Here is a 26,274-nt window from a genome sequence, read left to right on the forward strand (position 1 = left end):
GACTGAGCCCCGGCCCGGGGCTCAGTCGCCGAGGACCCGCCGCAGATAGGCGTTGGCGAAGAGCCGGTCCGGGTCGAGGCGGTCGCGCAGCGCCGTGAACTCGCCGAAGCGCGGGTAGGCCTTCGCGAAGTACGCGGCGTCGCGGGTGTGGAGCTTGCCCCAGTGGGGCCGCCCCTCGTGGGCGACGAAGATCTGCTCCGCGGCGCTGAAGTACGTACGGAAGGGCGTGCCCTTGTAGAGGTGCACGGCGATGTAGGCGCTGTCGCGGCCGGACGCCGTGGAGAGCGTGATGTCGTCGGCGGGGGCCGTGCGGACCTCCACGGGGAAGCTGACGCGCAGCGGGGAGCGCTCGATCATCGTCTTCAGCTCCCGCAGCGTGTCCACCAGCGCCTCGCGCGGGACGGCGTACTCCATCTCCACGAAGCGCACGCGCCGGGGGCTGGTGAAGACCTTGTACGGGATGTCCGTGTAGGTGCGGGCCGACAGGGCCTTGCTGGAGATCCTGGCGATGGCGGGGATGGTCGCGGGCACGGCGCGGCCGAGCGAATTGACGACCTGGAAGAGGCCGTTGGAGAGCAGTTCGTCCTCTACGAAGGCGCTGATCGCGCCGGGCGGGGCCGCGGGGCCCAGGCTGCGGTTGTTCCGCTTGGCGGTGCAGTTGTCGGTGTGCGGGAACCAGTAGAACTCGAAGTGCTCGTTCTCCGTGGCGAGTTCGTCGAACGACCCGGTGACCTGGTCGAACGACATCGGCTCCTCACGTGCCTGGAGGAAGAAGAGGGGCTCTACGGAGAACGTGATCGCGCTGATGACGCCCAGGGCGCCGAGGCCCACGCGCGCGGCGGCGAAGACGTCGGGGTGCTCGTCCCGGGAGCAGGTGAGGACCTGGCCGTCCGCGGTGACCAGTTCGAGCGCCGTGATCTGGGCGGCTATCGACGCGGAGTCGCGGCCCGTGCCGTGCGTCCCGGTGCTGACGGCCCCCGAGACCGTCTGCTCCATGATGTCGCCCATGTTCGTCAGCGACAGGCCCTCGCGGGCGAGCGCGGCGTTCAGGCGCTTGAGCGGGGTGCCCGCCTCGACGGTGACGGTGCCCGCGGCGCGGTCGATCGCGCGGATGCCCGTGAGCAGGTCGGGGCGTATCAACAGGCCGTCGGTCGCGGCGGCGGCCGTGAAGGAGTGGCCGGTGCCCACGGGCTTCACCGTCAGGCCGTCGGACCTGGCCCCGCGGACCGCCGCGACGAGCTCGTCGACCGAGGCGGGCGTCGCCTCGCGCGCGGGGTGCGCGCTGACGGTGCCCGCCCAGTTACGCCACGCCGCTCGACTCCTCCCGCTGGTCACTGCCGCGCCCCTGCCCGTTGCCCTGCTCATGGGTCCCTCCCCGTCGCGGATCCGGCCGCTTCAGCCGGCGATACCCCAGGAATCCGACCGCCGCCGCGAGCGCCCCGGCCACGCCCGGCACGCCGTACCCGGCACTCGGTCCCGCGGCGTCGATCACCCAGCCGGCCACGGAGGAGCCGAGCGCGATCCCGACGGCGAGCCCGGTGCTGACCCAGGTCATGCCCTCGGTCAGCTTCGCGCGTGGTACGTGCTGTTCGACGAGGGCCATGGTCGTGATCATCGTCGGTGCGATGGACAGGCCCGCGAGGAAGAGCGCCGCGGCCAGGAACGGCAGGCTCCCGACCAGTTGCAGCGGGATCATACTCACGGCCATCGCGCAGAGACCCACCAGCCACCTGCGCGCGGGCGCCCCGGTGAAGTGCACCAGGCCGAAGCCGACGCCCGCGAGACACGAGCCGAGCGCGTACACCGCGAGGACCAGGCTCGCGGCGCTCTTGTGGCCCTCCTCCTCGGCGAAGGCCACCGTGACCACGTCCACGGCGCCGAAGATCGTGCCCGTGGCGACGAACGCGGCGACCAGGACCTGGAGGCCGGGGGAGCGCAACGCCGAGCCCCGGGTGTGGTGTTCGCGCGGGTGCGGCACCGGCTCGGTCGCGCGCTGCGCGGTCAGCCAGAAGACGCCCACGGCGAGGAAGACGGCGGCGAGCAGCGGCCCCGACTCGGGGAACCACACCGTGGACAGGCCGATCGAGATGATCGGCCCGAAGATGAAGCAGATCTCGTCCACGACGGACTCGAAGGAGTACGCCGTGTGCAGCTGCGGGGTGCCGCCGTACAGGGCCGCCCAGCGTGCCCGGACCATCGAGCCGAGGCTCGGCACGCAGCCCGCGACCGCGGCGCACACGAAGAGCGTCCAGTCCGGCAGCTCGAACCGCGCGGCCAGCAGCAGGCCCGCGACGGCGACGAGCGTCACCAGGGTCGCGGGCCGCAGCACCCGGCGCTGGCCGTGCCGGTCCACGAGCCGGGATATCTGCGGGCCCAGCGCGGCGGCGGACAGCGCGACGGTCGCCGACAGGGCGCCCGCGAGGCCGTACCGCCCGGTCATCTGGGAGACCATCGTCACGACGCCGATGCCCATCATCGACAGGGGCATCCGCCCGATGAGACCGGCGGCGGAGAAGCCCTTGCTGCCGGGGGCGGCGAAGATGGCGCGGTAGGGGCTCGGCACGTGGACTCCGCGGGGGCGCAGGGGCGGCCGACCCGGGAGGGGTCGCGCGGCTCCGGTAAGGCGTGAAGATGGCTGATACAGCTTACGGCCGCGAGGCCCTTCGGCGCACCGGTAATTTCCGTCCCGCGCGCGTCACCAAGGGAGCACCGAGGAAACACCGGGGAAGCGACGAGGAAACACTGGGGAAGCGCCCGCGCAGTGCCGGGGAAGCGCCGCGCACGTGCTGGGGGAGCCCCGCGCGAGCGGGCGCGGGGAGGGGATACGACGGCGTCCCCGGTGCGGCGAGCGGCGTCGCCCCCGGTGAGGAGTACCGCCGTTTTCCGGCTGTCAGTGCCGAGTGGCAGGATCAAAGGCATGTCCGATGCGCTGGATTCCCCACTGGATCCCACTCCGTACGACGCCTTGCTGCTGCTCTCGTTCGGCGGGCCCGAGGGCCCGGACGACGTCGTTCCGTTCCTGGAGAACGTGACGCGGGGCCGCGGCATCCCCAAGGAGCGTCTGAAGGAGGTGGGGCAGCACTACTTCCTCTTCGGCGGCGTCAGCCCCATCAACGACCAGAACCGCGCCCTGCTCGACGCCCTGCGCAAGGACTTCGCGGACCACGGCCTCGACCTGCCGGTGTACTGGGGCAACCGCAACTGGGCGCCGTATCTGACGGACACCCTGCGGGACCTCGCGCGCGACGGCCGCCGCCGCGTGCTCACCCTCACCACGAGCGCCTACGCCTCGTACTCGGGCTGCAGGCAGTACCGCGAGAACCTGGCGGACGCCCTCGCGACCCTCCAGGAAGAGGGCCTGGAGCCCCCGCGCGTGGACAAGCTGCGGCACTACTTCAACCACCCGGGCTTCGTGCGCCCCATGGTCGACGGCGTCCTGAAGTCCCTGGCCGACCTCCCCGAAGAGGTGCGGGACGGCGCGCACCTGGCGTTCACCACGCACTCCATCCCGACGGCCGCGGCCGACACCTCGGGCCCGGTGGCCGACCACGGCGACGGCGGGGCGTACGTGCGCCAGCACCTGGACGTCGCCCGCGTCATCGCGGACGCCGTGCGCGCCGAGACCGGCGTCGACCGGCCCTGGGAGCTGGTCTACCAGTCGCGCTCCGGAGCCCCGCACATCCCCTGGCTGGAGCCCGACATCTGCGACCACCTGGAGGAGCGGCACGGCGCCGGGGCACCCGCCGTGGTGATGGTCCCGATCGGCTTCGTGTCGGACCACATGGAGGTCCTGTACGACCTCGACACCGAGGCCACGGCGAAGGCGGCCGAGCTCGCCCTGCCGGTGCGGCGCTCGGCCACCGTGGGCGCCGACCCGCGGTTCGCCGCCGCGGTGCGCGAGCTGGTCCTGGAGCGCGCGGCGGCCGAGAGCGGCCGCGCGGTGACGCCCTGCGCCCTGGGCGCGCTCGGCGCCAGCCACGACCTGTGCCCGGTGGGCTGCTGCCCGGCCCGCACCCCGAAGCCCGCCGCCGCGGGCGCCGACAGCCCCTTCGCCTGAGGAGCCCCCGTTGACCGACCACTCCACCGCTCAGGACGGCCTGAGGGCCGAGCTCCTCGCCGTCGCCCTGGAGGCCGCGCGCCGCGCCGGTGAGCTGCTGCGCGACGGCCGCCCGGACGACCTGGGGGTGGCCGCCACGAAGAGCAGCGCCGTCGACGTCGTCACCGAGATGGACATCGCGTCCGAGAAGCTCATCACGGACTTCCTCGCCGAGCGCAGGCCCGCTGACGGCGTGCTCGGCGAGGAGGGCGCGAGCTCCGCGGGCAGCAGCGGCGTCCAGTGGGTCATCGACCCCATCGACGGCACCGTGAACTACCTGTACGGACGGCCGGACTGGGCGGTGTCCATCGCCGCGCGCGCGGGCGACGAGACCCTCGTCGGCGTCGTGCACGCGCCCGTGCGCGGCGAGACGTTCCGCGCGGTGCTCGGCCAGGGCGCGTACGTCAACGACAGGCGGGTGCGCACCCGCCCCGCGCCCCCGTTCGAGCAGGCCCTGATCGGCACCGGCTTCGGGTACGTCGCACAGCGCCGCGCCCACCAGGCCGAGGTCGCCCGGGAGCTGCTGCCGCTCGTGCGGGACATCCGCCGCTGCGGCTCGGCGGCGATCGACCTGTGCGACGTGGCGGCGGGCCGCCTGGACGCGTACTACGAACGCGGCCTGAACCCCTGGGACTTCGCCGCCGGGGACCTCGTCGCGCGCGAGGCGGGCGCGCTCACCGGCGGCCGCCCCGGCGAGCCCCTGTCCGGCGAGCTGACGGTGGCGGGCCCGCCCGGCCTCTTCGAGCCCCTGCAGACGTTCCTGGACGAGCGGGGCGCCTGGCACGACTAGGGCCTGTCCGATGGGTCGGCGCGGCGTCGCGACGCCTGGCACTTCCCCAAGCTCTCGGCTTCGCTCGAGCAGGGGAGGCCCCACCCGAGGACATTCCGGCGCCTTGCGATCGCACGCACCAGACGCCGCTCCTTGCTCCACGCCGACCCATCGGACAGGCCCTAGGCCGGGCCGTATGGCCCCGGACACACACCAGGGCCCCGGCCCCCGTGGACGCGGGGTGCCGGGGCCCTGGCGCAGGACGTGTCGGCCGGTCAGGAGGGCGAGACAGCGACCTCCACGCCGTGCTCGGCGGCCAGGCGGTGGAGGTCTTCCAGCTCGGCCAGCTCGACCTCGGCCAGGAAGTCGTCACCCGTCTCGCGGGCGTGCTCGAGGTCGGATTCCGTGGTCTTTATGCGCTGCAGGAGACCTGCGGTGAATGCGTCCATGGTTGCGCCCCCTCGGCTGGGTCGTGTGGGTCGGTGGCACGGGGGTGTGCCCAAGAAGCGGCGATCACGTCCGATGACGCTGCGTGGAGCGCGCCGTGGCACATCACATACGAAGCGTGATCGCGGGGTGTAAGGCCGTCCTCCCCCCGGCCTTCCTCACGGAAACCTCAAACACGGGCGGAAGTCCGAGAAATTCCCGTGTTCCCAGGGGCGCCGGCCGTCTTACAGCCGGTTTATGGCCGAAAGGGGCAGGATGGAGGTCTCACCCCCAGATCAGACCTGCCCTCGCCCACGGGAGAACCGGGGCCGGGCACAGAGGAAGGACAGCGACGTGCGCGTACTCGTCGTCGAGGACGAGCAGCTGCTCGCCGATGCGGTGGCCACCGGACTGCGCCGGGAGGCCATGGCCGTCGACGTCGTGTACGACGGCGCGGCCGCCCTGGAGCGCATCGGCGTGAACGACTACGACGTGGTCGTCCTGGACCGCGACCTCCCGGTCGTGCACGGCGACGACGTCTGCCGCAAGATCGTCGAGCTCGGCATGCCGACGCGCGTCCTGATGCTCACCGCGTCCGGCGACGTCAGCGACCGTGTCGAGGGCCTGGAGATCGGCGCCGACGACTACCTGCCCAAGCCGTTCGCGTTCAGCGAGCTGACGGCCCGCGTGCGCGCCCTTGGCCGGCGCACCAGCGTGCCGCTGCCGCCCGTCCTGGAGCGCGCCGGCATCAAGCTCGACCCGAACCGCCGCGAGGTGTTCCGTGACGGCCGCGAGATCCAGCTCGCGCCGAAGGAGTTCGCCGTCCTGGAGGTCCTGATGCGCAGCGAGGGCGCCGTGGTCTCCGCCGAGCAGCTCCTGGAGAAGGCCTGGGACGAGAACACGGACCCGTTCACGAACGTCGTCCGCGTCACGGTCATGACCCTGCGCCGCAAGCTCGGCGAGCCCGCCGTCATCGTCACGGTGCCCGGCTCGGGCTACCGGATCTGATCTCCGGTGGCCGCGACACCGGCGCCGCCAGCGGCGCCCCCCAAGCCGACCTGGGACCCCCGGAAGGTCGAACCGCCCTTCCCGTGGCTGCGTCCCACCATCCGCATAAGGCTCACGCTCCTGTACGGCGGCATGTTCCTGATCGCGGGCATCCTGCTGCTCTCGATCATCTACCTGCTCGCCGCGCAGGCGCTGAACGTGGGCAGTGAGCTGCCCTTCAAGATCGTCTCGGGCCGGGTGGAGAGCAAGGTCTGCGACCTGCCGAGCCGCGCCTCGCCGGACGAGTTCAACGCCGCGATGAACGCGTGCGTGAACGAACAGCGCCAGCACGCCCTGGACAACCTCCTGAGCCGCTCGCTGCTCGCCCTCCTCGGCCTCGCCGTGATCGCCTTCGCCTTCGGCTACGCGATGGCGGGCCGCGTCCTGTCGCCGCTCGGCCGCATCACCCGTACCGCACGCCGCGTGGCGGGCACGGACCTCAAGCGCCGCATCGAACTGGACGGCCCCGACGACGAGTTGAAGGAGCTCTCCGACACCTTCGACGAGATGCTGGACCGCCTGGAGCGCGCCTTCACGGCCCAGCAGCGCTTCGTCGGCAACGCCTCGCACGAGCTGCGCACCCCGCTCGCGATCAACCGCACGCTCCTCGAAGTGCAGCTCTCCGATCCGGGCGCGCCGCCCGAGCTCCAGCAGCTCGGCAAGACCCTCCTCGCCACCAACGAGCGCAGCGAGCAGCTCGTGGAGGGCCTGCTGCTGCTCGCCCGCAGCGACAACCAGATCGTCGAGCGCAAGCCCGTGGACCTCGCCGAGGTCGCCAACCGCGCCGTCGACCAGGCGCGCGCCGAGGCCGAGGAGAAGGGCGTCGAGATCCGCGGCGAGCGCGGCCTCGCGATCGTGCAGGGCAACGGCGTCCTGCTTGAGCGCATCGCCCTGAACCTCGTCCAGAACGCCGTCCGGTACAACGTGAAGGAGGCGGGCTGGGTCGAGGTCACCACGGAGGCCCAGCACGGCCAGGCCGTGCTCGTGGTGACGAACACCGGACCCGTGGTGCCCGCCTACGAGATCGACAACCTCTTCGAGCCGTTCCGCAGGCTCCGCACGGAGCGCACCGGCAGCGACAAGGGGGTGGGTCTCGGCCTGTCCATCGCCCGGTCGGTGGCGCGCGCCCACGGGGGCCGTATCATCGCGGAGCCTCGTGAGGGGGGTGGGCTCGTGATGCGCGTCACCCTGCCGATCTGAGATGCTGCCGCGTGACCATGCCGGGTGTTCGCTTTGAGCGGAATTTTCAGGATCTGGTCCTGCTCATTTCGTGTGTGATCGATCACAGGAGCGAATTTCTGGCCATCCACTCTCCGTGACCGCGAAAGTCGTCGGAAAGCCGGGAAAATCCGGGTTTTCGAGGGTCTTGATCACGGGAAGTACACGGGGTGGCGCCCGTGAAGTGCGACATTCGGACCGTGTACGGTCCCGATCGCCATCCAAACCGATCACCTCTTCAGGGGTGCGGTTGGGTGTCGATTGAGTAACAGACCTTGATGTGAGGCAAAATCTCCGCCTCAGGTCGGGCACAAGTCCGGCCTCTCACGCGTTACGTGCGCTGAGACACCGCAGACACCCAGAGGGGGAGAGCGACATGGCAACGGACTACGACACCCCACGCAAGACCGACGACGACGTCGACTCGGACAGCCTTGAAGAGCTGAAGGCCCGGAGGAACGACAAGTCCTCCTCGGCCGTCGACGTCGACGAGTTCGAGGCCGCCGAAGGCCTCGAGCTGCCCGGAGCGGACCTGTCCAACGAGGAGCTCGCCGTGCGCGTGCTCCCCAAGCAGCAGGACGAATTCACCTGCATGAGCTGCTTCCTGGTGCACCACCGCAGCCAGCTGGCCCGGGAGAAGAACGGTCAGCCGATCTGCCGCGACTGCGACTGAGGCAGGGTCGGCCGTGACAGGCTCGACCCCGCCTGGGAAGAACCGCTTCGGCGACCACGAAGCGGACGCAGCCGCGCCCGCCGGCGAGACGGACGCCGAGCGGGGCCCTGAGGCCTCGCTCAGGCCCGTCGACACCCCGGGAGAGGCCCCGGCCGACCCCGTCGGCCACCAGGGCCAGGAAAGGGCGCAGAACGGCGCTGAGACGGCGTACGAGGCGGTCCCCGCGCTCGTGCACAAGGCGGCGGTTTCGTCGCCGCACCAGGCCGTCGAAGCCGTGGACACCGCGACGACGGCGGGAGACGAGGGCCCTACGACCAAGGGCAAGCGTTTCGCCGCCGTCGCGAACGGATTGAAGAACGGGGCGCTCCGCGGTGGCCGCGGAGCCAAGGCCGGCATCGGCTATCTGGCCGACCGGATCATCGAGAACGCCCCCCGGGTCCCCGTCCGGGACCTGGCCACCCTCCGCGAGCAGTTCCCGGGCCTCGGCCCCGATCAGCTCGCGGACAAGCTCATCGCGGGCGCGGCGAACGCCACCTCCACGGTGGGCGCCGGCGTCGGCGCCGCCGCCATGCTGCCGGTGCCGCCGGCCATGCCCGCGGAGCTCGCCGCCGAGATCACCGGCGTGGCCGCGATCGAGCTGAAGCTCATCGCCGAGCTGCACGAGGTGTACGGACGGCGCCCGCCCGGCACCCTCAAGCAGCGCAGCACCGAGTACCTGCGGTCGTGGACCGAGGAGCGCGGGATCGACGTGGCCAAGCCCGCGTCGGTGAACGCCGCGCTCGGCGGCCAGCTGAAGCGGGAGCTGCGCCAGCAGATCACGAAGCGCATGGTGCGGAACCTGCCGAACCTGATGCCGTTCATGGTGGGAGCCGCGGTCGGGGCGTTCATGAACCGCCGCGACACCAAGAAGCTCGCGGAGCGCGTCCGCGCCGACCTGCGGCGCACCCAGGTGCCCTGGGACGCCCTGGGGGAGCTGCCGCCGCTCACCGGCCCCAAGGAACTGGAGTCCTGAGCCCGGCGCCACGGGACGCGTGCGGCGGGGCTACGACGCCGTGACCGCTCCCAGGGCCTTCGCCAGCGCCTGCGGGTTCCGCGTCGACACGTACACGTACGGGGTCGGGTCCTCGGGATCCGTGACCTCCACGCGCAGGGCCGTCGGGATGTAGCTGCGCAGGACCATGAACGCGCGCGGGTCCGCCTTGTGGGTCCGCCAGGCGCGCGCCTCGGCCGCGTCCAGGGCCTCGGCCCGGCCGAGGGCCGTCAGCGGGATCTTGGCGTCGCCCGCGACCAGGAAGCCCGCCACGACCCGGATGCGCACCGAGCCGTACGAGCTGGTGAGCACCGCCGCGAGCGCCGCGCCCGCGACCAGGCCGCCCAGGAACGGCAGGGTGCCGAACGGGAGCGCGATCAGACCCGTCGCGATGCCGACGAGCACCGAGACGAGCCACCACGAACGGGGCGCGGTCAGGCGTTCTTCGTAAGGCTGCATGAAGCCAAGCTTGGCATGGTGCGCGACCTCCGCTGACGCGGAGGTAAGGTCTGCGCCTGTGAGTGGTACAACAGCGGCCCTGCGGCCTCCGGCCGACGCCATACCCCCCGTGCGGCACCCCGACGCGCCCGCGCCCGGGGAGCTGATCGGCGCGCACTACGCGCAGTGCTTCGGCTGCGGCGAGGGCCAGACCCACGGGCTGCACCTCGCGGCGCGCGCCGGGGAGGGCGTCACCGTCACCGCCGAGTTCACCGTGCGCGAGGCGCACCAGGGCGCGCCCGGTCTCGCCCACGGCGGCGTGCTCGCCACCGCGCTCGACGAGACCCTCGGCTCCCTGAACTGGCTGCTGCGGGTGATCGCCGTGACCGGGCGCCTGGAGACGGACTTCGTGCGGCCGGTGCCGGTCGGCACAGTGCTGCACCTGGAGGCCGAGGTCGTCGCCGTCGCCGGACGGAAGATCTACTCGCGGGCGCGGGGGCGCATAGGCGGCCCCGAGGGCCCGCTCGCCGTCCGCGCCGACGCCCTCTTCATCGAGGTGAAGGTGGACCACTTCATCGACAACGGCCGTCCCCAGGAGATCCGGGCGGCCATGAACGACCCGGACCAGATCCGGCGCGCCCGCGCCTTCGAGGTGAACCCGTGACCGACCGTGCCCCCCTGGACGTGCTGATCAGGCGCGTCGACCCCGACGTACCGCTGCCGGCGTACGCGATGCCCGGCGACGCCGGCGCCGATCTGCGGACGACCGAGGCCTGCGAACTCGCGCCCGGAGAGCGGGCGGTGCTGCCGACGGGGGTTTCCATCGCCCTGCCCGAGGGGTACGCGGCCTTCGTGCACCCCCGGTCCGGCCTCGCCGCCCGCTGCGGTGTCGCCATGGTGAATGCCCCAGGGACGATTGATGCCGGGTACCGTGGGGAGATCAAGGTGATCGTGGTGAATCTCGACCCGCGCGACAGCGTGCGGTTCGAGCGCTTCGACCGGATCGCCCAACTGGTCGTCCAGCAGGTCGAGAAGGTGCGCTTCCAGGAGGTGGCGGAGCTTCCCGGCTCGGCGCGGGCCGAGGGGGGCTTCGGGTCGACCGGCGGTCACGCCGCCGTGGGCGTCAGCCCGGGCGAACAAACGGGTGGGAATCGATACGCATCGGCCGTATCCGACCGGGAAGGACAGTGACGTGTTCGGACGTCGCAAGAAGAGCGGTGCCGCCGAGGACGCGGCGGGCGAGGCCGAGCAGGTCGTCGACGGCACGGAGAACGCAGAGAGCGCAGCGTCCGAGGGCGCCGCGTCCCAGCGCGTGCGCCTGGAGCCGGAGCCGCGCCCGGACGGTCCCTGGGACGCATCCGAGGTCCGCGAGCCCGGCGAGGGCCGGGTGGACCTCGGCGGTCTGTTCGTGCCGGGGGTCGAGGGCATGGAGCTGCGCGTGGAGGTCGCGGGTGACGCGATCGTCGCGGCCACCGTCGTGCTCCAGGACAGCGCCGTGCAGCTGCAGGCCTTCGCCGCTCCCAAGCGGGAGGGCATCTGGGGCGAGGTCCGCGAGGAGATCGCCTCCGGCATCACCCAGCAGGGCGGTGTCATCGACGAGGTCGAGGGGCCGCTCGGCTGGGAGCTGCGGGCGCAGGTGCCGGTGCAGCTGCCGGACGGCACGGGCGGCTTCCAGGTCGTCAGGTTCGTGGGCGTGGACGGCCCGCGCTGGTTCCTGCGCGGAGTGATCTCCGGGCAGGGCGCGGTGCAGCCGCAGGCCGCGGGTCTGCTCGAGCAGATCTTCCGGGACACGGTCGTCGTCCGCGGCGAGGGCCCGATGGCCCCGCGGGACCCGATCGTCCTCAAGCTGCCCGAGGACGCGCAGATGGTCGCGGAAGGCGTGCAGCAGGAGGACCAGGAGGCCTCCCGCTTCTCCGGCGGCATGGGCCAGCTGGCCCGGGGGCCGGAGATCACCGAGGTGCGCTGACGGCGACGCGGGCCGGAAAAAGGCCGTCGGCACCGTCGCGAGAGCTGACGCGAAGCTGACGTAAAGCAGTGCGATCCAAGGGGCCGCACTCCCGAATCGGGAGTGCGGCCCCTTGGCGTATATGCGTGTGAACTGGTTGAACGCAGCGCCGTAAGAGATTCGTCAACGCCGCGCCAATGGCCGCTAGGGAGACGTCAACGGCGATCGAAACCCGCCATTGAGGCGGTTTCCTCGGGATGTCAGCAATTCCGAATCTCATCTAGGAGCACACGATGGCCGACGTGGCCTTCGTCGTCACCACGATCGCGGTCTTCGCGCTGGTGGCTCTCGTCGCCAAGGGGGTGGCGAAGCTGTGACCGCCGAAAACATCGTCGGCCTCGCCGTGGCCGTCGCCCTGCTCGGCTATCTCGTCCTCGCCCTTGTGTTCCCGGAGAGGTTCTGAGCCCCGACATGAGTCCCGTTCTCGCTGGCGTGCTCCAGCTCCTCGCGCTCGTGGCCGCGCTGGCCCTCGCGTACCGTCCGCTCGGCGACTACATGGCGGGCGTCTACTCCTCCGACAAGCATCTGCGCGTCGAGAAGTGGATCTACAAGGGCATCGGCGCCCACCCCGGCACCCAGATGCGCTGGCCCGCCTATCTGCGCGGCGTGCTCTCCTTCTCCCTGGCGAGCCTGCTCTTCCTGTACCTGCTCCAGCGGATCCAGGGCTCGCTCCCGGGCTCGCTCGGCTTCAAGTCGATCGACCCGGACCAGGCGTTCAACACCGCCGCGTCCTTCGTCGCCAACACCAACTGGCAGTCGTACTACGGCGAGCAGGCCATGGGCCACGTCGTGCAGACCGCCGGTCTCGCGGTGCAGAACTTCGTCTCCGCGGCCGTCGGCATCGCCGTCGCCGTGGCGCTGGTGCGCGGCTTCTCCCGCTCGCGCACCGGTGAGCTCGGCAACTTCTGGGCCGACCTGGTGCGCGGTGTCGTCCGCATCCTGATCCCGATCTCCGTGATCGGCGCGCTGGTCCTGGTCGCCTGCGGCGCGATCCAGAACTTCTCCGGCATCCACGGCGTCGGCCAGTTCCTGGGCGGCGAGCAGCAGTGGAACGGCGGCGCGGTCGCCTCCCAGGAGGTCATCAAGGAGCTGGGCACCAACGGCGGCGGCTACTTCAACGCCAACTCCTCCCACCCCTTCGAGAACCCGAACCCGATCTCGAACCTCTTCGAGATCTTCCTGATCCTGGTGATCCCGTTCGCCCTGACCCGGACCTTCGGCCGGATGGTCGGCTCGCTCCGGCAGGGCTACGCGATCCTCGCCACGATGGCGACGATCTGGCTCGGCTTCACCGCGCTGATGATGTGGACCGAGTTCCACCACGGCGGCCCGGCGTTCGACCTCGCGGGTGGGGCGATGGAGGGCAAGGAGACGCGGTTCGGCGTCGGCGGCTCGTCGATCTTCGCGGTGGCCACCACGCTCACCTCCACCGGCGCGGTGAACTCCTTCCACTCCTCGTACACCGGCTTCGGCGGCGGGATCACGATGCTGGGCATGCAGCTCGGCGAGATCGCACCCGGCGGCGTCGGGTCCGGCCTCTACGGCATGCTCGTCATGGCGATCATCGCGGTCTTCCTCGCCGGTCTGATGGTCGGGCGCACCCCCGAGTACCTGGGCAAGAAGCTCGGCACCCGCGAGATCAAGCTCGCGGCCTGCTACATCCTCGTCACGCCCGCGCTCGTCCTCGGCTTCACCGGCGCCTCGATGGCGATGGACACGCCGAAGAACTCGATGACCAACAGCGGCGCCCACGGCTTCTCGGAGATCCTGTACGCCTTCACCTCCGGCGCCAACAACAACGGCTCGGCCTTCGCGGGCCTGAACGCGGACACGCAGTGGTTCAACACCACGATCGGTCTCGCGATGCTCCTCGGCCGGTTCCTGCCGATGGTGTTCGTGCTCGCGCTCGCCGGATCCCTCGCCGAGCAGCGGCCGATCCCGAAGACGGCGGGCACCCTGCGCACCGAGAAGCCGCTGTTCACGGGCCTGCTCGTCGGCACCATCATGATCATCACCGGTCTGACGTATTTCCCGGCGCTCGCGCTCGGGCCGCTCGCCGAGGGTCTCGCGTCATGACCACCCACACCAGGAAGCAAGAGGAGCGCAGCTCCATGACCACCGCTACTCCCACGCGCGCGCCGCACCAGGACGTGCCGACCGGCCACAAGCCGGACGACGGCAAGGTCGGCGGCGGTCTCTTCGACCCGGCCCAGCTCCTGAAGTCCTTCCCGGACGCCCTGAGGAAGCTCGATCCGCGGGTGATGGTCAAGTCGCCCGTGATGTTCGTGGTCCTGATCGGCTCGGTGCTCACCACCGTGCTCGCCTTCAAGGACCCGGGTGACTGGTTCGGCTGGACGATCGCCGCGTGGCTGTGGCTGACCACGGTCTTCGCCAATCTGGCGGAGGCGGTCGCCGAGGGCCGCGGCAAGGCCCAGGCCGACACGCTGCGCAAGGCCAAGACCGACACAGTCGCCCGGCGCCTGTCCGCCGACGGCAGGACCGAGGAGCAGGTGCCCGGCACCGACCTGAGGATCGGTGACCTGGTCGTCTGCGAGGCGGGCGACATCATCCCTGGCGACGGTGACGTCGTCGAGGGCGTGGCCAGCGTCGACGAGTCGGCGATCACCGGTGAGTCGGCGCCCGTCATCCGCGAGTCCGGCGGCGACCGGTCGGCGGTCACCGGCGGTACGAAGGTCCTCTCCGACCGCGTCGTCATCAAGATCACGACGAAGCCCGGCGAGACCTTCATCGACCGGATGATCAACCTGGTCGAGGGCGCGGCCCGGCAGAAGACGCCCAACGAGATCGCGCTGAACATCCTGCTCGCCTCGCTGACCATCGTCTTCCTGCTCGCGGTCGTCACGCTCCAGCCGTTCGCCGTGTACGCCGGTGCCGAGCAGTCCATGATCGTGCTCTGCGCGCTCCTGGTCTGCCTCATCCCGACGACCATCGGCGCCCTGCTCTCCGCGATCGGCATCGCGGGCATGGACCGCCTGGTCCAGCGCAACGTCCTCGCCATGTCCGGGCGCGCCGTCGAGGCCGCCGGTGACGTCTCCACGCTGCTGCTCGACAAGACCGGCACCATCACGCTCGGCAACCGCCAGGCCGCCGAGTTCGTGCCGGTGCGGGGCACCACCGAGGCCGAGGTCGCCGACGCCGCCCAGCTCTCCTCGCTGGCCGACGAGACGCCCGAGGGCCGCTCCATCGTCGTCCTCGCCAAGGAGAAGTACGGCCTGCGCGAGCGCCACCAGGGCGAGCTGACCGGCGCCGAGTGGATCGCCTTCACCGCCCAGACCCGCATGTCGGGCGTGGACGTGGACGGGCGCAAGGTCCGCAAGGGCGCGACCGGCTCGGTCGTCGCCTGGGTCCGCGAGCGCGGCGGCACCGTCTCCGACGAGGCCCAGGAGCTCACCGACACGATCTCGCAGGCGGGCGGCACCCCGCTGCTCGTGGCGATCGAGGACACCGACGGCGCCCGCGTGCTCGGCGTCATCCACCTCAAGGACGTCGTCAAGGAGGGCATGCGGGAGCGGTTCGACGAACTGCGCCGCATGGGCATCAAGACCGTCATGATCACGGGCGACAACCCGCTGACGGCCAAGGCGATCGCCGACGAGGCGGGCGTGGACGACTTCCTCGCGGAAGCCACGCCCGAGGACAAGATGGCGCTCATCAAGCGCGAGCAGGCGGGCGGCAAGCTCGTCGCGATGACGGGCGACGGCACCAACGACGCCCCCGCGCTCGCGCAGGCCGACGTCGGCGTGGCCATGAACACCGGCACCTCGGCCGCCAAGGAGGCCGGGAACATGGTGGACCTGGACTCCAACCCGACCAAGCTCATCGAGATCGTGGAGATCGGCAAGCAGCTGCTCATCACGCGCGGCGCCCTGACGACCTTCTCGATCGCCAACGACGTGGCGAAGTACTTCGCGATCATCCCGGCGATGTTCGCGGTGGTCTACCCGGGCCTGGACAAGCTCAACATCATGGACCTGTCCAGCCCCAAGTCCGCGATCCTGTCGGCCGTCATCTTCAACGCGCTGATCATCGTGGCCCTGGTGCCGCTGGCCCTGAAGGGCGTGCAGTACCGGCCGATGAGCGCCGACCGGATGCTCCGGCGCAACCTCGGGATCTACGGTCTCGGCGGTCTGGTCGCGCCGTTCATCGGCATCAAGGTCATCGACCTGCTCCTCTCCCTCATCCCTGGCATTGGGTGACTTGGCATGAATAACTCCGTCGGAAACACCGCCCGGTTGCTGGGCGCGGGCCTGCGGGCCGTGCTGGTCCTCACCGTGGTCTGCGGCGTGCTCTACCCGCTCGCCGTCACCGGCGTCGCCCAGGCCCTCTTCCCCGGCAAGGCCAACGGCTCCGAGGTCAAGGACGGCGGCAAGGTCGTCGGCTCCGAGCTCATCGGCCAGCGTTACGACCTGCCCCTGAAGAAGGGCCAGGAGACGCCGGACCCGGACCTGAAGTGGTTCCAGCCCCGGCCCTCCAACGGCCTCGGCAGCAACAGCGTGAACACCCGGTACAAGCTGCTCCTGTCCGGCGCGACCAACCTCTCGGGCGACTCCGGGTCCACCAAGGACAAGGACGGCAAGCAGGTCTGCGACCCCAAGGCTACGGACGGGCTCTGCGCCCAGGTGCGGGCCGCCAAGGACGCCGTCGTCAAGGACAACTCGACGGCCGACTTCAAGGTCAGCCCGTCGGACGTCCCCGCGGACGCCGTCACGTCCTCCGCCTCGGGCCTGGACCCGCACATCTCACCGGCGTACGCCGACCTCCAGACGCACCGGGTCGCCGAGCGCAACCACCTGGACGTCAAGGCCGTCGAGAAGCTGGTCGACGACCACACGGACGGCCGCGTCCTCGGCTTCATGGGGGAGCCCCGGGTGAACGTCCTGAAGCTCAACATCGCCCTGAAGCACCTGGTCGCCGCCCAGGGCTGACCTGCCCGCCAGCGGCCCGCGCACGGCCCGTGGGCCCCGGAGCGACCGGGGCCCGCGGGCCCGCTTCCGTGCGTCCGCGGGCCAGGGCCATCAGGGTTGCGTCAAGGACCCTCGGGAACGCCCGCCTCGTCCGATTTACCGCGATTGTTGGCCGTAAGGTCGACGCTGCGTACACAGCAGTTTCAGGAAGACAATGGGGCCATGGCACGCGGCAAGCTTCGGATCTACCTCGGTGCGGCACCGGGTGTCGGCAAGACGTACGCGATGCTGTCCGAGGCCCACCGCCGGGTCGAGCGCGGCACGGACTGCGTGGTGGCCTTCGTCGAGCACCACGGGCGGCCGCGCACGGAAGTGATGCTGCACGGCCTGGAGGTCGTACGGCGCAAGGAGCTGGAGTACCGGGGCGCGGCCTTCACCGAGATGGACGTGGACGCCGTGCTGCGCCGGGCCCCGGCCGTGGCGCTCGTGGACGAGCTGGCCCACACGAACGTGCCGGGCTCGCGCAACGCCAAGCGCTGGCAGGACGTCGAGGAGCTCCTCGAAGGAGGCGTCGACGTCATATCCACGGTCAACATCCAGCATCTGGAGTCGCTGGGTGACGTGGTGGAGTCGATCACGGGGGTGCGGCAGCGCGAGACGGTGCCGGACGAGGTGGTGCGCCGGGCGGACCAGATCGAGCTGGTCGACATGTCGCCGCAGGCGCTGCGGCGCCGGATGGCGCACGGCAACATCTACAAGGCGGACAAGGTCGACGCGGCCCTGTCGAACTACTTCCGGCCGGGCAATCTGACCGCGCTGCGGGAGCTGGCGCTGTTGTGGGTGGCCGACCGGGTCGATGAGTACCTTCAGCAGTACCGGGGCGAGCACAACATCCGCTCGACCTGGCAGGCCCGCGAGCGCATCGTCGTCGGCCTCACCGGAGGCCCCGAGGGCCGCACGCTCATCCGGCGCGCGTCGCGCATGGCCGCCAAGGGCTCCGGCAGCGAGATCCTCGCGGTCTACATCGCCCGCAGCGACGGCCTGACCGCGGCCTCGCCCAAGGAGCTCGCCGTCCAGCGCACCCTGGTCGAAGACCTGGGAGGAACGTTCCACCACGTCATCGGCGACGACATCCCCGCCGCGCTGCTCGACTTCGCCCGGGGCATCAACGCCACCCAGATCGTCCTCGGCTCCTCGCGCCGCAAGACCTGGCAGTACGTCTTCGGGCCCGGCGTCGGCGCCACCGTGGCCCGGGACTCCGGGCCCGACCTGGACGTCCACATCGTCACGCACAGCGAGGTCGCCAAGGGGCGCGGCCTTCCGGTGGCGCGCGGCGCCCGGCTCGGCCGCTCCCGCCTCATCTGGGGCTGGCTCGCCGGTGTCGTGGGGCCCGCGCTGCTCACCCTGCTCCTGACGCACATCGACGCCGACCTCGGCCTCGCCAACGACATGCTGCTGTTCCTGACCCTCACGGTCGCGGCGGCCCTGCTCGGCGGCATGCTCCCGGCCCTCGCCTCCGCGGCCTTCGGCTCCCTGCTGCTCAACTACTTCTTCGCGCCGCCGCTGCACCAGTGGACGATCTCCGACGCCAAGAACATCGTCGCGATCTGCGTCTTCGTGTCCGTCGCGGTGTCCGTGGCCTCCGTGGTCGACCTGGCGGCCCGCCGCACCCACCAGGCCGCGCGCCTGCGCGCCGAGTCGGAGATCCTCTCCCACCTCGCGGGCAGCGTGCTGCGCGGCGAGAACAGCCTCGCGGCGCTCCTGGAGACCATGCGGGAGACCTTCGCCATGGAGGCCGTGGCCCTCCTGGAACGCGAGAACGACACGGCGCCCTGGACCTGCGCGGGCAGCGTCGGTACCGGAGCGCACGTGGGCCGCCCCGAGGACGCCGACGTGGACGTGCCCGTCGGCGACCACATGGCGCTCGCTCTGTCGGGCCGGGTGCTGCCCGCCGAGGACCGCCGCGTGCTCGGCGCCTTCGCCGCGCAGGCCGCCGTGGTCCTGGACCGGCAGCGCCTGCAGTCCGAGGCCGACCGGGCGCGCACCCTCGCCGAGGGCAACCGCATCCGCACCGCCCTGCTCGCCGCCGTCAGCCACGACCTGCGCACGCCCCTGGCCGGGATCAAGGCGTCGGTGTCCAGCCTGCGCTCCGAGGACGTGGAGTGGTCGGACGAGGACCAGGCCGAGCTGCTCGAAGGCATCGAGGCGGGCGCCGACCGGCTCGACCACCTCGTCGGCAACCTCCTGGACATGTCCCGCCTCCAGACCGGCACCGTCGCCCCGCTCATCCGCGAGGTCGACCTCGACGAGGTGGTGCCGATGGCGCTCGGCGGCGTGCCGGACGGCAGCGTGGACCTCGACGTCCCCGAGGACCTGCCGATGGTCGCGGTCGACAAGGGCCTCCTGGAGCGCGCCGTCGCCAACGTCGTCGAGAACGCCGTCAAGTACGCGCCCGAGGACGCGCCGGTCCTGGTGTCGGCGAGCGCCCTGGGGGACCAGGTGCAAGTGCGCGTCGTGGACCGGGGCCCCGGCGTCCCCGATGACGCCAAGGAGCGCATCTTCGAGCCGTTCCAGCGCTACGGTGACGCTCCACGCGGCAGTGGCGTGGGCCTCGGCCTCGCCGTCGCCCGCGGCTTCGTGGAATCCATGGGGGGCACCCTCAACGCCGAGGACACCCCCGGCGGCGGCCTCACGATGGTGCTGACGCTCCAGGTGGCGGACGGCCGGCCGCCGGTCGTGCCCGACCTCTCCGCCCAGATGACCTCGTGAGTGCCACCGCCGGCCGCGCACGGGGCACAACCAGCCGCACGAGCGGCGCTGACAAGCCCGAAAGGCAGGTAGGAATGACCCGGGTGCTCGTGGTCGACGACGAGCCGCAGATCGTACGCGCCCTCGTGATCAACCTGAAGGCGCGCAAGTACGACGTGGACGCGGCACCGGACGGCGCGACCGCCCTCCAGCTCGCCGCCGCCCGCCACCCCGACGTGATCGTGCTCGACCTCGGTCTGCCCGACATGGACGGGGTGGAGGTGATCAAGGGGCTGCGCGGCTGGACGCGGGTACCGATCCTGGTGCTCTCCGCCCGGCACAGCTCCGACGAGAAGGTCGAGGCCCTGGACGCGGGCGCCGACGACTACGTGACCAAGCCCTTCGGCATGGACGAGCTCCTGGCCCGGCTGCGGGCCGCCGTGCGGCGGGCCGAGCCCACCGGGGCGGGCGAGGACGACGTCACGATCGAGACCGAGGACTTCACGGTCGACCTGGCCGCGAAGAAGGTCAACCGGGGCGGGCGCGACGTGCGCCTGACCCCCACCGAGTGGCACCTCCTGGAGGTCCTCGTCCGCAACGCGGGCCGTCTCGTCAGCCAGAAACAGCTCCTCCAGGAGGTCTGGGGGCCCTCGTACGGCACGGAGACGAACTACCTGCGGGTCTACATGGCCCAGCTGCGGCGCAAGCTGGAGACCGATCCGGCGCACCCCCGGCACTTCATCACGGAGCCGGGGATGGGCTACCGCTTCGAGCGGTGACCCGCCGGGGGCCGCGCACCGGCGTTGCGGGGGTGTCGGGGAGCACGGGTAGGCTCGGGGTATGAGTGCTGTTCCTGGATCCGACAAGCCCGCAGGGCGCTTCCGGCGCATGCTCGACCGGCTGTCGTCCTCCCAGCAGGACTTGGACTCCCAGGAACTGCGCGAGGACGCCGAGACGGCCGGCTGCACCCGCATCGGCGACTGCCACGACCGCCAGATCGTCACGGTTACTGGTACGTTGCGCACGGTCACCCTGCGGCCACGGGCCGGTGTGCCCGCCCTGGAGGCGGAGCTGTTCGACGGCTCCGCCGCGGTGGACGTGGTGTGGCTCGGCAGGCGTTCCATCGTCGGCATCGAGCCGGGCCGCCGCCTGATCGCCTCGGGGCGGATATCCATAGACCGCGGCCGCAGAGTGCTCTTCAACCCCAAGTACGAACTCAGACCGCTCGGACGGGAGTAGCCGGTGACGTCAGTCGACAAGCCGACCGACCAGGGCCTGGCGGGCGTGAGCCCCCAGGACACGGACACCAGGGCTCTGACGCAGGCTGCGCTCTTCGACGCCTTCGGCGGCATCCGCGGCACGGTCGAGACGATGGTCCCGGGCCTGCTGTTCGTGCTGATCTACACGATCACCAAGGACCTGCACAGCTCGGCGATCGCCGCGCTCGGCGTCGCGGTGCTCCTGGTCGTGGTCCGGCTGGTGCGTCGGGACACGGTCAAGCACGCGTTCAGCGGCGTCTTCGGCGTCGCGTTCGGCGTGGCCTTCGCCATGTTCACGGGCAACGCCAAGGACTTCTACCTGCCCGGGATGATCTACGGCACCGGCCTCGGCGCCGCCTTCTTCCTGTCGGCGCTCGTGGGCTTCCCGCTGCTCGGCCTGCTGCTCGGGCCGGTCTTCCGGGAGAACCTCTCCTGGCGCACCCGCAACCCGGGCCGCAAGAAGGCGTACACCAAGGCGTCCCTGGCCTGGGGCCTGATCTTCCTCGCCAAGTACGCGATCCTCTTCCCGCTGTACTGGTGGTCGGACACCGAGAAGCTCGGCTGGGTCCTGATCGCCCTGAAGCTGCCGCCGATGGTCCTCGCGGTGTACTTCACCTGGATCTTCCTGGCGAAGGCGCCGCCGCCCATTGATGTTTTCGCGGAGATGGAAGCCGAGGAGCGGGCCGAGGCCGAGCGCAAGGCGGCCGCCGAGCAGCAGCAGCGCCAGGCCTGACTCTCCCCGCCCACCCGCCCCTTCAGGGGCGGGTGGGCGGGGAAAACGCAGGTGGGGGCGCCCGGAAGATTCCGGGCGCCCCCACCTGCGTACAAAGCCCTACGGCTCTAGTTGCGCGCTGAGAGCAGGTCCTCCAGCTGCTCCTCGCGTGCCTGCGCGGCCACGAAGAGCAGCTCGTCACCCGCTTCGAGCGAGTCGTCGGGGGTCGGCGTGAGGACGCGCGTGCCCCGGATGATGGTGACGAGCGAGGTGTCCTCGGGCCACTGGACGTCGCCGACCCGGGTGCCCGCGAAGGCGGACTCCGGCGGCAGCGTCAGCTCGACCAGGTTCGCGTCGCCGTGGCTGAAGCGCAGCAGGCGCACCAGGTCGCCGACGCTCACCGCCTCCTCGACGAGCGCGGACATCAGCCGCGGCGTGGACACCGCGACGTCGACGCCCCAGGACTCGTTGAACAGCCACTCGTTCTTGGGGTTGTTGACGCGGGCGACGACGCGCGGGACGCCGTACTCGGTCTTGGCGAGGAGCGAGACGACCAGGTTCACCTTGTCGTCGCCCGTCGCGGCGATGACCACGTTGCAGCGCTGGAGCGCAGCCTCGTCCAGGGAAGTGATCTCGCAGGCGTCGGCCAGCAGCCACTCGGCCTGCGGGACGCGCTCGACGGAGATGGCCGTCGGCGCCTTGTCGACGAGCAGCACCTCGTGCCCGTTCTCCAGGAGCTCACCGGCGATGGAACGGCCCACCGCGCCCGCTCCGGCAATGGCGACCCTCATCAGTGACCGCCTTCCTCGGGGCCCTCGGCGAACGCCGCCTCGACCTTCTCGACGTCGTCGGTGCGCATCATCACGTGCACCAGGTCGCCCTCCTGCAGGACCGTCTGCGAGGTCGGCAGGACCGCCTCGCCGAGCCGGGTGAGGAAGGCGACGCGCACGCCGGTCTCCTCCTGCAGGCGGCTGATCTTGTGGCCGATCCAGGAGGCGGAGGCGTGCACCTCGGCGAGCTGGACGCCGCCGGTGGGGTCGCGCCACAGCGGCTCGGCGCCGGAGGGCAGCAGCCGCCGCAGCATCTGGTCGGCGGTCCAGCGGACCGTGGCGACCGTGGGGATGCCCAGGCGCTGGTAGACCTCGGCGCGGCGGGGGTCGTAGATGCGGGCGGCGACGTTCTCGATGCCGAACATCTCGCGGGCCACCCGGGCGGCGATGATGTTCGAGTTGTCGCCGCTGGAGACGGCGGCGAAGGCGCCCGCGTCCTCGATGCCGGCCTCGCGCAGGGTGTCCTGGTCGAAGCCGACCCCGGTCACGCGACGGCCGCCGAAGCCGGAGCCCAGACGGCGGAAGGCGGTGGGGTCCTGGTCGACCACGGCGACCGTGTGCCCCTGCTGTTCCAGGGTCTGCGCGAGAGCGGAACCGACTCTCCCGCAGCCCATGATGACGATGTGCACGTCGCTACCCCGCGCTCCTCACGGCCCACTTGACCTGCGTAAATGCCCTACTCATGACTCTCTTTCGGCGCGCCTGCGCGGCGGCGGCGCATCCCGCCCAGCGGCTCGCGGTGCGGGGCGCTCTCGACCGGCCCGGTGTGTCCGGGTGCGTTTGCAGAGTCCACGGTAACGGCTTTCGCGCGCGGGCCGGAGCCGGAGTGCGCGCGCCCTCGCCACGGGCCGCTGGTCGCGCGGGCCGCTAGTCGACGGAGCGCAGCATGCTCTCCATGGACCTGACCCGCACGTTGAGCTCGGTGAGCTGGTTGCGCACGGCGTCGGCCTCGGACCGGGCGGTGTCCAGGGCCTGGCGGTAGGCCTCCATCGCCGCCGCGTACTCGCGGTCGCGCTCGCGGCTGCGCTGCGTCTGGAAGTGCGCGACGGCGACGATCGCTCCGGCGAGTATCAGGAAGAAGGCGATCGGGATGATCGCGTCGCTCATGGGGGCGTCTCCTCGGGTGAGTGCTGTCCGGCCTCGCTCGCCCCGTCCTGCTGGGCCGCGGCCAGAATCGTATCCACGTTCAACCGCACGTCAAACGGCGCGAGTTCGAAGTACTTGAGGGCCTTGCCGTCGTCGGAGAGCTCCAGCCTGCCGAGCACGAGGTCCGCCTTCTCCAGGCGCTCCAGGTGCATGTAGAGCAGGGGCCGGGAGACGCCCAGGCGCCGTGCCAGCTCGCTGACGTACATGGGGCCCGTGGCGAGCTCCTTGATGATCCGGATCCGCTGCGCGTGGCCCACCGCCGAGAGGAAGGCAAGCAGCTCCTCGCTGTTCATGGCCCGCCTCTGTGCCGTTCCGATACCTGTCAGCCAAGGCTTACGCACGCCGTGAAGCACTGTCAAACCCTCCGTCGACCCGGAGTTTCCCGCTGGATCTGACAGTTGACGTACTCATCCTTCACCTGTCAGTCTGCGCTTACACGTCATGTGTAAGTCAGTTCTTACACGTGAAGCAGATGAAGCACATGAAGCACGGCTATCCATGGGGGTCGGAGATGGGGATACGAGGGTCGGGCGGGGAGCGGCGGTCGGTGACCGTGCGGGTGGCGCGCTGGAGCGCGCTGCACCCGTGGCGGGCGATCGTCGGCTGGTTCGTCTTCGTGGCGCTGTGCCTCGTCGCGGGCAGCGCGGCCGGGATGAACAGCGCGGCCTCGGAGGACTACCGGGTCGGCGAGGCCGGGCGCGCCGAGGCCATGGCCTCTGCGGGCGACCTCCAGCTCAAGTCGCTGGAGCAGATCCTGATCAGCGGCAGGGCCGGGAAGCCGGACGAGGCGAAGGCCGACGCCGCCGTGCGGGACGTCACCCGGCGGATGAAGCGGCTGCCCGAGGTCGACGAGGTGGGCGCGCCCGTCCGCTCCGCGAACGGCGAGGTCATCCGCGTACCCGTGACGCTGGGCGGCCCGGAGCAGGAGGCGCGGGAGATCGTCGTCCCGCTCCAGGAGCTCACCGAGAAGATCAAGAAGGCCCATCCGGGCGTGGTGATCGAGGAGACCGGCGCCGCGTCCGTGAGCAAGGGCGTGGACGACCAGCGGGACGAGGACCTCGCGTTCTCCGAGGCGATCACGCTGCCCATCACGCTGATCACGCTGGCCCTGGTGTTCGGCTCGCTGCTGATGGTCGGCGTGCCGCTGCTGCTCGCCGTCACCTCGATCGCGGCGACCATGGGCCTGGCGATGCTGGCCTCGCACCTGCTGCCCGACACCGGCGTCGGGCTGAGCATGATCCTGCTCATCGGCATGGCCGTCGGCGTCGACTACACGCTCTTCTACCTCAAGCGCGAGCGCGAGGAGCGGGCCCGCGCGGGCGGCAGGCTCTCCTCCGAGGCGCTCGTCGAGGCCGCCGCCGCGACGGCGGGGCGCGCGATCGTGGTCTCCGGGCTCGCCGTCATGATCTCCACCGCGGCCCTGTTCCTGGCCGACGACGTCATCTTCGACTCGCTCGCCATCGGCACCATCCTGGTCGTGGCGGTCGCCGTGGCCAGCTCGGTCTCCGTGCTGCCCGCGATGCTGGTCAAGCTGGGGCAGCGGGCCGAGCGCCGGGCGGCCCGGCGCCGGGCCCAGGGCAAGCGGGTGCGGCTCCACGAGGAGCGGGCGCCGGGCCGGTTCTGGAACGCCCTGCTCACGCCCGCCCGCAAGCGCCCCGCGCTCACCCTGGGGCTCGCGGTCCTGGCCCTGGTCGGCCTCGCCCTTCCCGCCCTCGACCTGAAGCTGAAGGACCCGGCCCGGGACAGCTTCTCGCGCGAGATCCCGGCGATGCGGGGGTACGACCGGCTGCTCGCCTCCTTCCCCGACGAGCGCCTGCGCTTCCAGGTCGTGGCCCGCTCCGCGCCCGAGCGGTCGGACGACGTCGTACGCGCCCTGCGCGCCCTGGACCGCGAGGCCGCGGCCGACCCGCTCTTCGCCCGCCACGACACGCCGCGGATCAGGACGTCCGCGGACGGCCGCGTCAGCACCCTGGACCTCGGCGCCCGGCACGCCACGTACTCGGACGAGGCCGCGCGGACCCTGGACCACCTCCGCGACGACTACCTGCCCGCCACCGTCGGCAAGCTCGGCGGCGTCGAGACCGCCGTCAGCGGCGACGTGCCCCGCGGCGTCGACTACGTGGCCCACCAGAACGAGAAGCTGCCGCTGGTCCTCGGCGCGCTGCTCCTGCTGACCTTCGCCATGACCGTGTACGCCTTCCGGTCCGTCGTGCTCGGCCTGCTCGGCATCGTGCTCAACCTGCTGTCGGCGGCGTCCGCGCTCGGGCTGCTCGTCCTCGTCTTCCAGGGCGAGTGGGCCGAGGGCCTGCTGTCGTTCGAGTCGCTGCACGGCATCTCCGCGCGCGTGCCGCTGTTCCTCTTCGTGATCCTCTTCGGGCTCTCGATGGACTACCAGGTGTTCGTGGTCAGCCGGATCCGCGAGGCGGCCCTGAACGGCGTGCCCACCCGCAAGGCCGTCATCGACGGCATCGCGTCCTCGGCGAAGGTCGTCACCAGCGCGGCGATCGTCATGGTCACTGTCTTCGCCAGCTTCGTGATGCTGCACATCCTGGAGATGAAGCAGATGGGCTTCGTGCTCGCGGTGGCCGTCCTTGTCGACGCCTTCGTGATCCGCGTCATGATCCTGCCGGCGGCGCTCCTCCTCCTCGGCCGCGCCACGTGGTGGCCCTCGAAGGCGGTGCGGCGCGCCGAGGGGCGACTGACCCGGGGCTACGCTCCGCAGCCGGACCCGGGCGCGGAGCCGCTGGTCACCGGGGTCGGGGCCACGCCCGGGCGGTGAGCGGGCGCGCCCCGCTCGGCGGGGGGGGGGGGGGGGGGGGGGCGGGGGGGGGGCGCGGCCCCCCCCCCCCCCCCCCCCCGCCGCGCTGGCCCTCACGGAGCACGTCACGCGGCTCGCGGACCGCTCCACGCAGGCCGTGTCCGACGAGCTCTGGGACGAGGTCGCCGACCACT

26 protein-coding genes are annotated in these 26,274 nt (G+C 71.4%); 18 read left to right on the top strand and 8 right to left on the bottom strand.

Going from position 1 to position 26,274, the window contains the following annotated elements; genetic code table 11:
- Nucleotides 1–21 precede the first annotated feature (21 nt).
- Together ACIG3E_RS38840 and ACIG3E_RS38845 are read right to left on the bottom strand one after the other, a co-directional pair.
- Nucleotides 22–1,365, bottom strand: a complete 1,344-nt coding sequence (locus ACIG3E_RS38840; protein WP_399625493.1) for a D-arabinono-1,4-lactone oxidase — start codon at nucleotides 1,363–1,365, stop codon at nucleotides 22–24.
- Nucleotides 1,301–2,563 (bottom strand): MFS transporter, encoded by a 1,263-nt coding sequence (locus tag ACIG3E_RS38845; protein WP_399625495.1) that lies wholly within the window; start codon nucleotides 2,561–2,563, stop codon nucleotides 1,301–1,303. Before ACIG3E_RS38845 ends, ACIG3E_RS38840 begins: the two co-directional genes overlap by 65 nt.
- A gap of 354 nt (nucleotides 2,564–2,917) precedes the next feature.
- On the opposite strand from ACIG3E_RS38845, the gene ACIG3E_RS38850 reads away from it, so the two are divergent.
- Together ACIG3E_RS38850 and ACIG3E_RS38855 are read left to right on the top strand one after the other, a co-directional pair.
- Entirely contained in the window at nucleotides 2,918–4,057 is a 1,140-nt protein-coding gene (locus ACIG3E_RS38850; RefSeq protein WP_399625498.1) for a ferrochelatase, read from the top strand.
- A 10-nt stretch (nucleotides 4,058–4,067) separates the two neighbouring features.
- On the top strand, nucleotides 4,068–4,886 hold the full coding sequence (locus ACIG3E_RS38855; protein ID WP_399625501.1) for an inositol monophosphatase family protein: 819 nt from the start codon (nucleotides 4,068–4,070) through the stop codon (nucleotides 4,884–4,886).
- 254 nt (nucleotides 4,887–5,140) lie between these two features.
- On the opposite strand, the gene ACIG3E_RS38860 is transcribed toward ACIG3E_RS38855, so the two are convergent.
- The gene (locus tag ACIG3E_RS38860) at nucleotides 5,141–5,314 is read right to left on the bottom strand and encodes a hypothetical protein (RefSeq protein WP_399625503.1); all 174 of its coding nucleotides are present in this window, start codon (nucleotides 5,312–5,314) and stop codon (nucleotides 5,141–5,143) included.
- 331 nt (nucleotides 5,315–5,645) lie between these two features.
- On the opposite strand from ACIG3E_RS38860, the gene ACIG3E_RS38865 reads away from it, so the two are divergent.
- The 4 genes from ACIG3E_RS38865 to ACIG3E_RS38880 all read left to right on the top strand — a co-directional run bounded on the left by ACIG3E_RS38865 (nucleotide 5,646) and on the right by ACIG3E_RS38880 (nucleotide 9,241).
- Nucleotides 5,646–6,299 carry a response regulator transcription factor gene (locus ACIG3E_RS38865; protein ID WP_144321364.1) on the top strand — a complete coding sequence of 218 codons (654 nt, stop codon included), beginning with the start codon at nucleotides 5,646–5,648 and terminating at the stop codon, nucleotides 6,297–6,299.
- Nucleotides 6,300–6,305: 6 nt separating this feature from the next.
- Entirely contained in the window at nucleotides 6,306–7,538 is a 1,233-nt protein-coding gene (locus ACIG3E_RS38870) for a sensor histidine kinase (RefSeq protein WP_399625507.1), read from the top strand.
- A 394-nt stretch (nucleotides 7,539–7,932) separates the two neighbouring features.
- Nucleotides 7,933–8,229, top strand: a complete 297-nt coding sequence (locus ACIG3E_RS38875; protein WP_030680288.1) for a DUF4193 domain-containing protein — start codon at nucleotides 7,933–7,935, stop codon at nucleotides 8,227–8,229.
- A 13-nt stretch (nucleotides 8,230–8,242) separates the two neighbouring features.
- On the top strand, nucleotides 8,243–9,241 hold the full coding sequence (locus tag ACIG3E_RS38880) for a hypothetical protein (protein ID WP_399625509.1): 999 nt from the start codon (nucleotides 8,243–8,245) through the stop codon (nucleotides 9,239–9,241).
- A gap of 30 nt (nucleotides 9,242–9,271) precedes the next feature.
- Here ACIG3E_RS38880 and ACIG3E_RS38885 read toward each other — a convergent pair whose 3' ends face one another.
- On the bottom strand, nucleotides 9,272–9,718 hold the full coding sequence (locus tag ACIG3E_RS38885) for a DUF3093 domain-containing protein (RefSeq protein WP_399625511.1): 447 nt from the start codon (nucleotides 9,716–9,718) through the stop codon (nucleotides 9,272–9,274).
- A gap of 58 nt (nucleotides 9,719–9,776) precedes the next feature.
- Between ACIG3E_RS38885 and ACIG3E_RS38890 the strand changes: the two genes are divergently transcribed.
- From ACIG3E_RS38890 to ACIG3E_RS38940, 11 genes are all read left to right on the top strand, one after another.
- A complete protein-coding gene (locus tag ACIG3E_RS38890; RefSeq protein WP_399625513.1) occupies nucleotides 9,777–10,361 on the top strand; it encodes a PaaI family thioesterase in 585 nt (194 codons plus the stop codon).
- Complete coding sequence (dut, locus tag ACIG3E_RS38895) at nucleotides 10,358–10,888, top strand: dUTP diphosphatase (RefSeq protein WP_242724753.1); 531 nt, start codon at nucleotides 10,358–10,360, stop codon at nucleotides 10,886–10,888. Before ACIG3E_RS38890 ends, dut begins: the two co-directional genes overlap by 4 nt.
- 1 nt (nucleotide 10,889) lies before the next feature.
- Nucleotides 10,890–11,663 carry a DUF3710 domain-containing protein gene (locus ACIG3E_RS38900; RefSeq protein WP_399625516.1) on the top strand — a complete coding sequence of 258 codons (774 nt, stop codon included), beginning with the start codon at nucleotides 10,890–10,892 and terminating at the stop codon, nucleotides 11,661–11,663.
- Between the two features lie 352 nt (nucleotides 11,664–12,015).
- On the top strand, nucleotides 12,016–12,105 hold the full coding sequence (gene kdpF, locus ACIG3E_RS38905) for a K(+)-transporting ATPase subunit F (protein WP_330461191.1): 90 nt from the start codon (nucleotides 12,016–12,018) through the stop codon (nucleotides 12,103–12,105).
- A gap of 8 nt (nucleotides 12,106–12,113) precedes the next feature.
- Nucleotides 12,114–13,778 (top strand): potassium-transporting ATPase subunit KdpA, encoded by a 1,665-nt coding sequence (kdpA, locus tag ACIG3E_RS38910; RefSeq protein ID WP_399625519.1) that lies wholly within the window; start codon nucleotides 12,114–12,116, stop codon nucleotides 13,776–13,778.
- A complete protein-coding gene (kdpB, locus tag ACIG3E_RS38915) occupies nucleotides 13,775–15,919 on the top strand; it encodes a potassium-transporting ATPase subunit KdpB (protein ID WP_399625521.1) in 2,145 nt (714 codons plus the stop codon). The genes kdpA and kdpB overlap by 4 nt, the downstream gene beginning before the upstream one ends.
- 6 nt (nucleotides 15,920–15,925) lie before the next feature.
- The gene (locus tag ACIG3E_RS38920; protein ID WP_399625523.1) at nucleotides 15,926–16,648 is read left to right on the top strand and encodes a potassium-transporting ATPase subunit C; all 723 of its coding nucleotides are present in this window, start codon (nucleotides 15,926–15,928) and stop codon (nucleotides 16,646–16,648) included.
- 201 nt (nucleotides 16,649–16,849) lie between these two features.
- Complete coding sequence (locus ACIG3E_RS38925) at nucleotides 16,850–19,396, top strand: ATP-binding protein (RefSeq protein WP_399625526.1); 2,547 nt, start codon at nucleotides 16,850–16,852, stop codon at nucleotides 19,394–19,396.
- 74 nt (nucleotides 19,397–19,470) lie between these two features.
- Nucleotides 19,471–20,154: a response regulator gene (locus ACIG3E_RS38930; protein WP_138962251.1), complete on the top strand. Its 684-nt coding sequence runs from the start codon at nucleotides 19,471–19,473 to the stop codon at nucleotides 20,152–20,154.
- Nucleotides 20,155–20,215: 61 nt separating this feature from the next.
- Nucleotides 20,216–20,614: an OB-fold nucleic acid binding domain-containing protein gene (locus ACIG3E_RS38935; RefSeq protein WP_242724775.1), complete on the top strand. Its 399-nt coding sequence runs from the start codon at nucleotides 20,216–20,218 to the stop codon at nucleotides 20,612–20,614.
- Nucleotides 20,615–20,617: 3 nt separating this feature from the next.
- Nucleotides 20,618–21,367, top strand: a complete 750-nt coding sequence (locus ACIG3E_RS38940; RefSeq protein WP_399625529.1) for a DUF3159 domain-containing protein — start codon at nucleotides 20,618–20,620, stop codon at nucleotides 21,365–21,367.
- A 107-nt stretch (nucleotides 21,368–21,474) separates the two neighbouring features.
- Here ACIG3E_RS38940 and ACIG3E_RS38945 read toward each other — a convergent pair whose 3' ends face one another.
- The 4 genes from ACIG3E_RS38945 to ACIG3E_RS38960 form a co-directional block, all read right to left on the bottom strand.
- Nucleotides 21,475–22,137, bottom strand: coding sequence for a TrkA family potassium uptake protein (locus tag ACIG3E_RS38945; protein ID WP_138962254.1), 663 nt, complete (start codon nucleotides 22,135–22,137; stop codon nucleotides 21,475–21,477).
- Nucleotides 22,137–22,805, bottom strand: coding sequence for a potassium channel family protein (locus tag ACIG3E_RS38950; protein ID WP_399625531.1), 669 nt, complete (start codon nucleotides 22,803–22,805; stop codon nucleotides 22,137–22,139). Before ACIG3E_RS38950 ends, ACIG3E_RS38945 begins: the two co-directional genes overlap by 1 nt.
- A 238-nt stretch (nucleotides 22,806–23,043) precedes the next feature.
- Nucleotides 23,044–23,283 carry a hypothetical protein gene (locus ACIG3E_RS38955; protein ID WP_399625533.1) on the bottom strand — a complete coding sequence of 80 codons (240 nt, stop codon included), beginning with the start codon at nucleotides 23,281–23,283 and terminating at the stop codon, nucleotides 23,044–23,046.
- Nucleotides 23,280–23,615, bottom strand: a complete 336-nt coding sequence (locus ACIG3E_RS38960) for an ArsR/SmtB family transcription factor (RefSeq protein WP_399625535.1) — start codon at nucleotides 23,613–23,615, stop codon at nucleotides 23,280–23,282. Before ACIG3E_RS38960 ends, ACIG3E_RS38955 begins: the two co-directional genes overlap by 4 nt.
- A 218-nt stretch (nucleotides 23,616–23,833) precedes the next feature.
- On the opposite strand from ACIG3E_RS38960, the gene ACIG3E_RS38965 reads away from it, so the two are divergent.
- A complete protein-coding gene (locus ACIG3E_RS38965) occupies nucleotides 23,834–26,101 on the top strand; it encodes an MMPL family transporter (protein ID WP_399625536.1) in 2,268 nt (755 codons plus the stop codon).
- Nucleotides 26,102–26,274 lie beyond the last annotated feature (173 nt).

The sequence above is a fragment of the Streptomyces sp. NPDC053474 genome, from assembly GCF_044544845.1.
Taxonomy (GTDB): domain Bacteria; phylum Actinomycetota; class Actinomycetes; order Streptomycetales; family Streptomycetaceae; genus Streptomyces.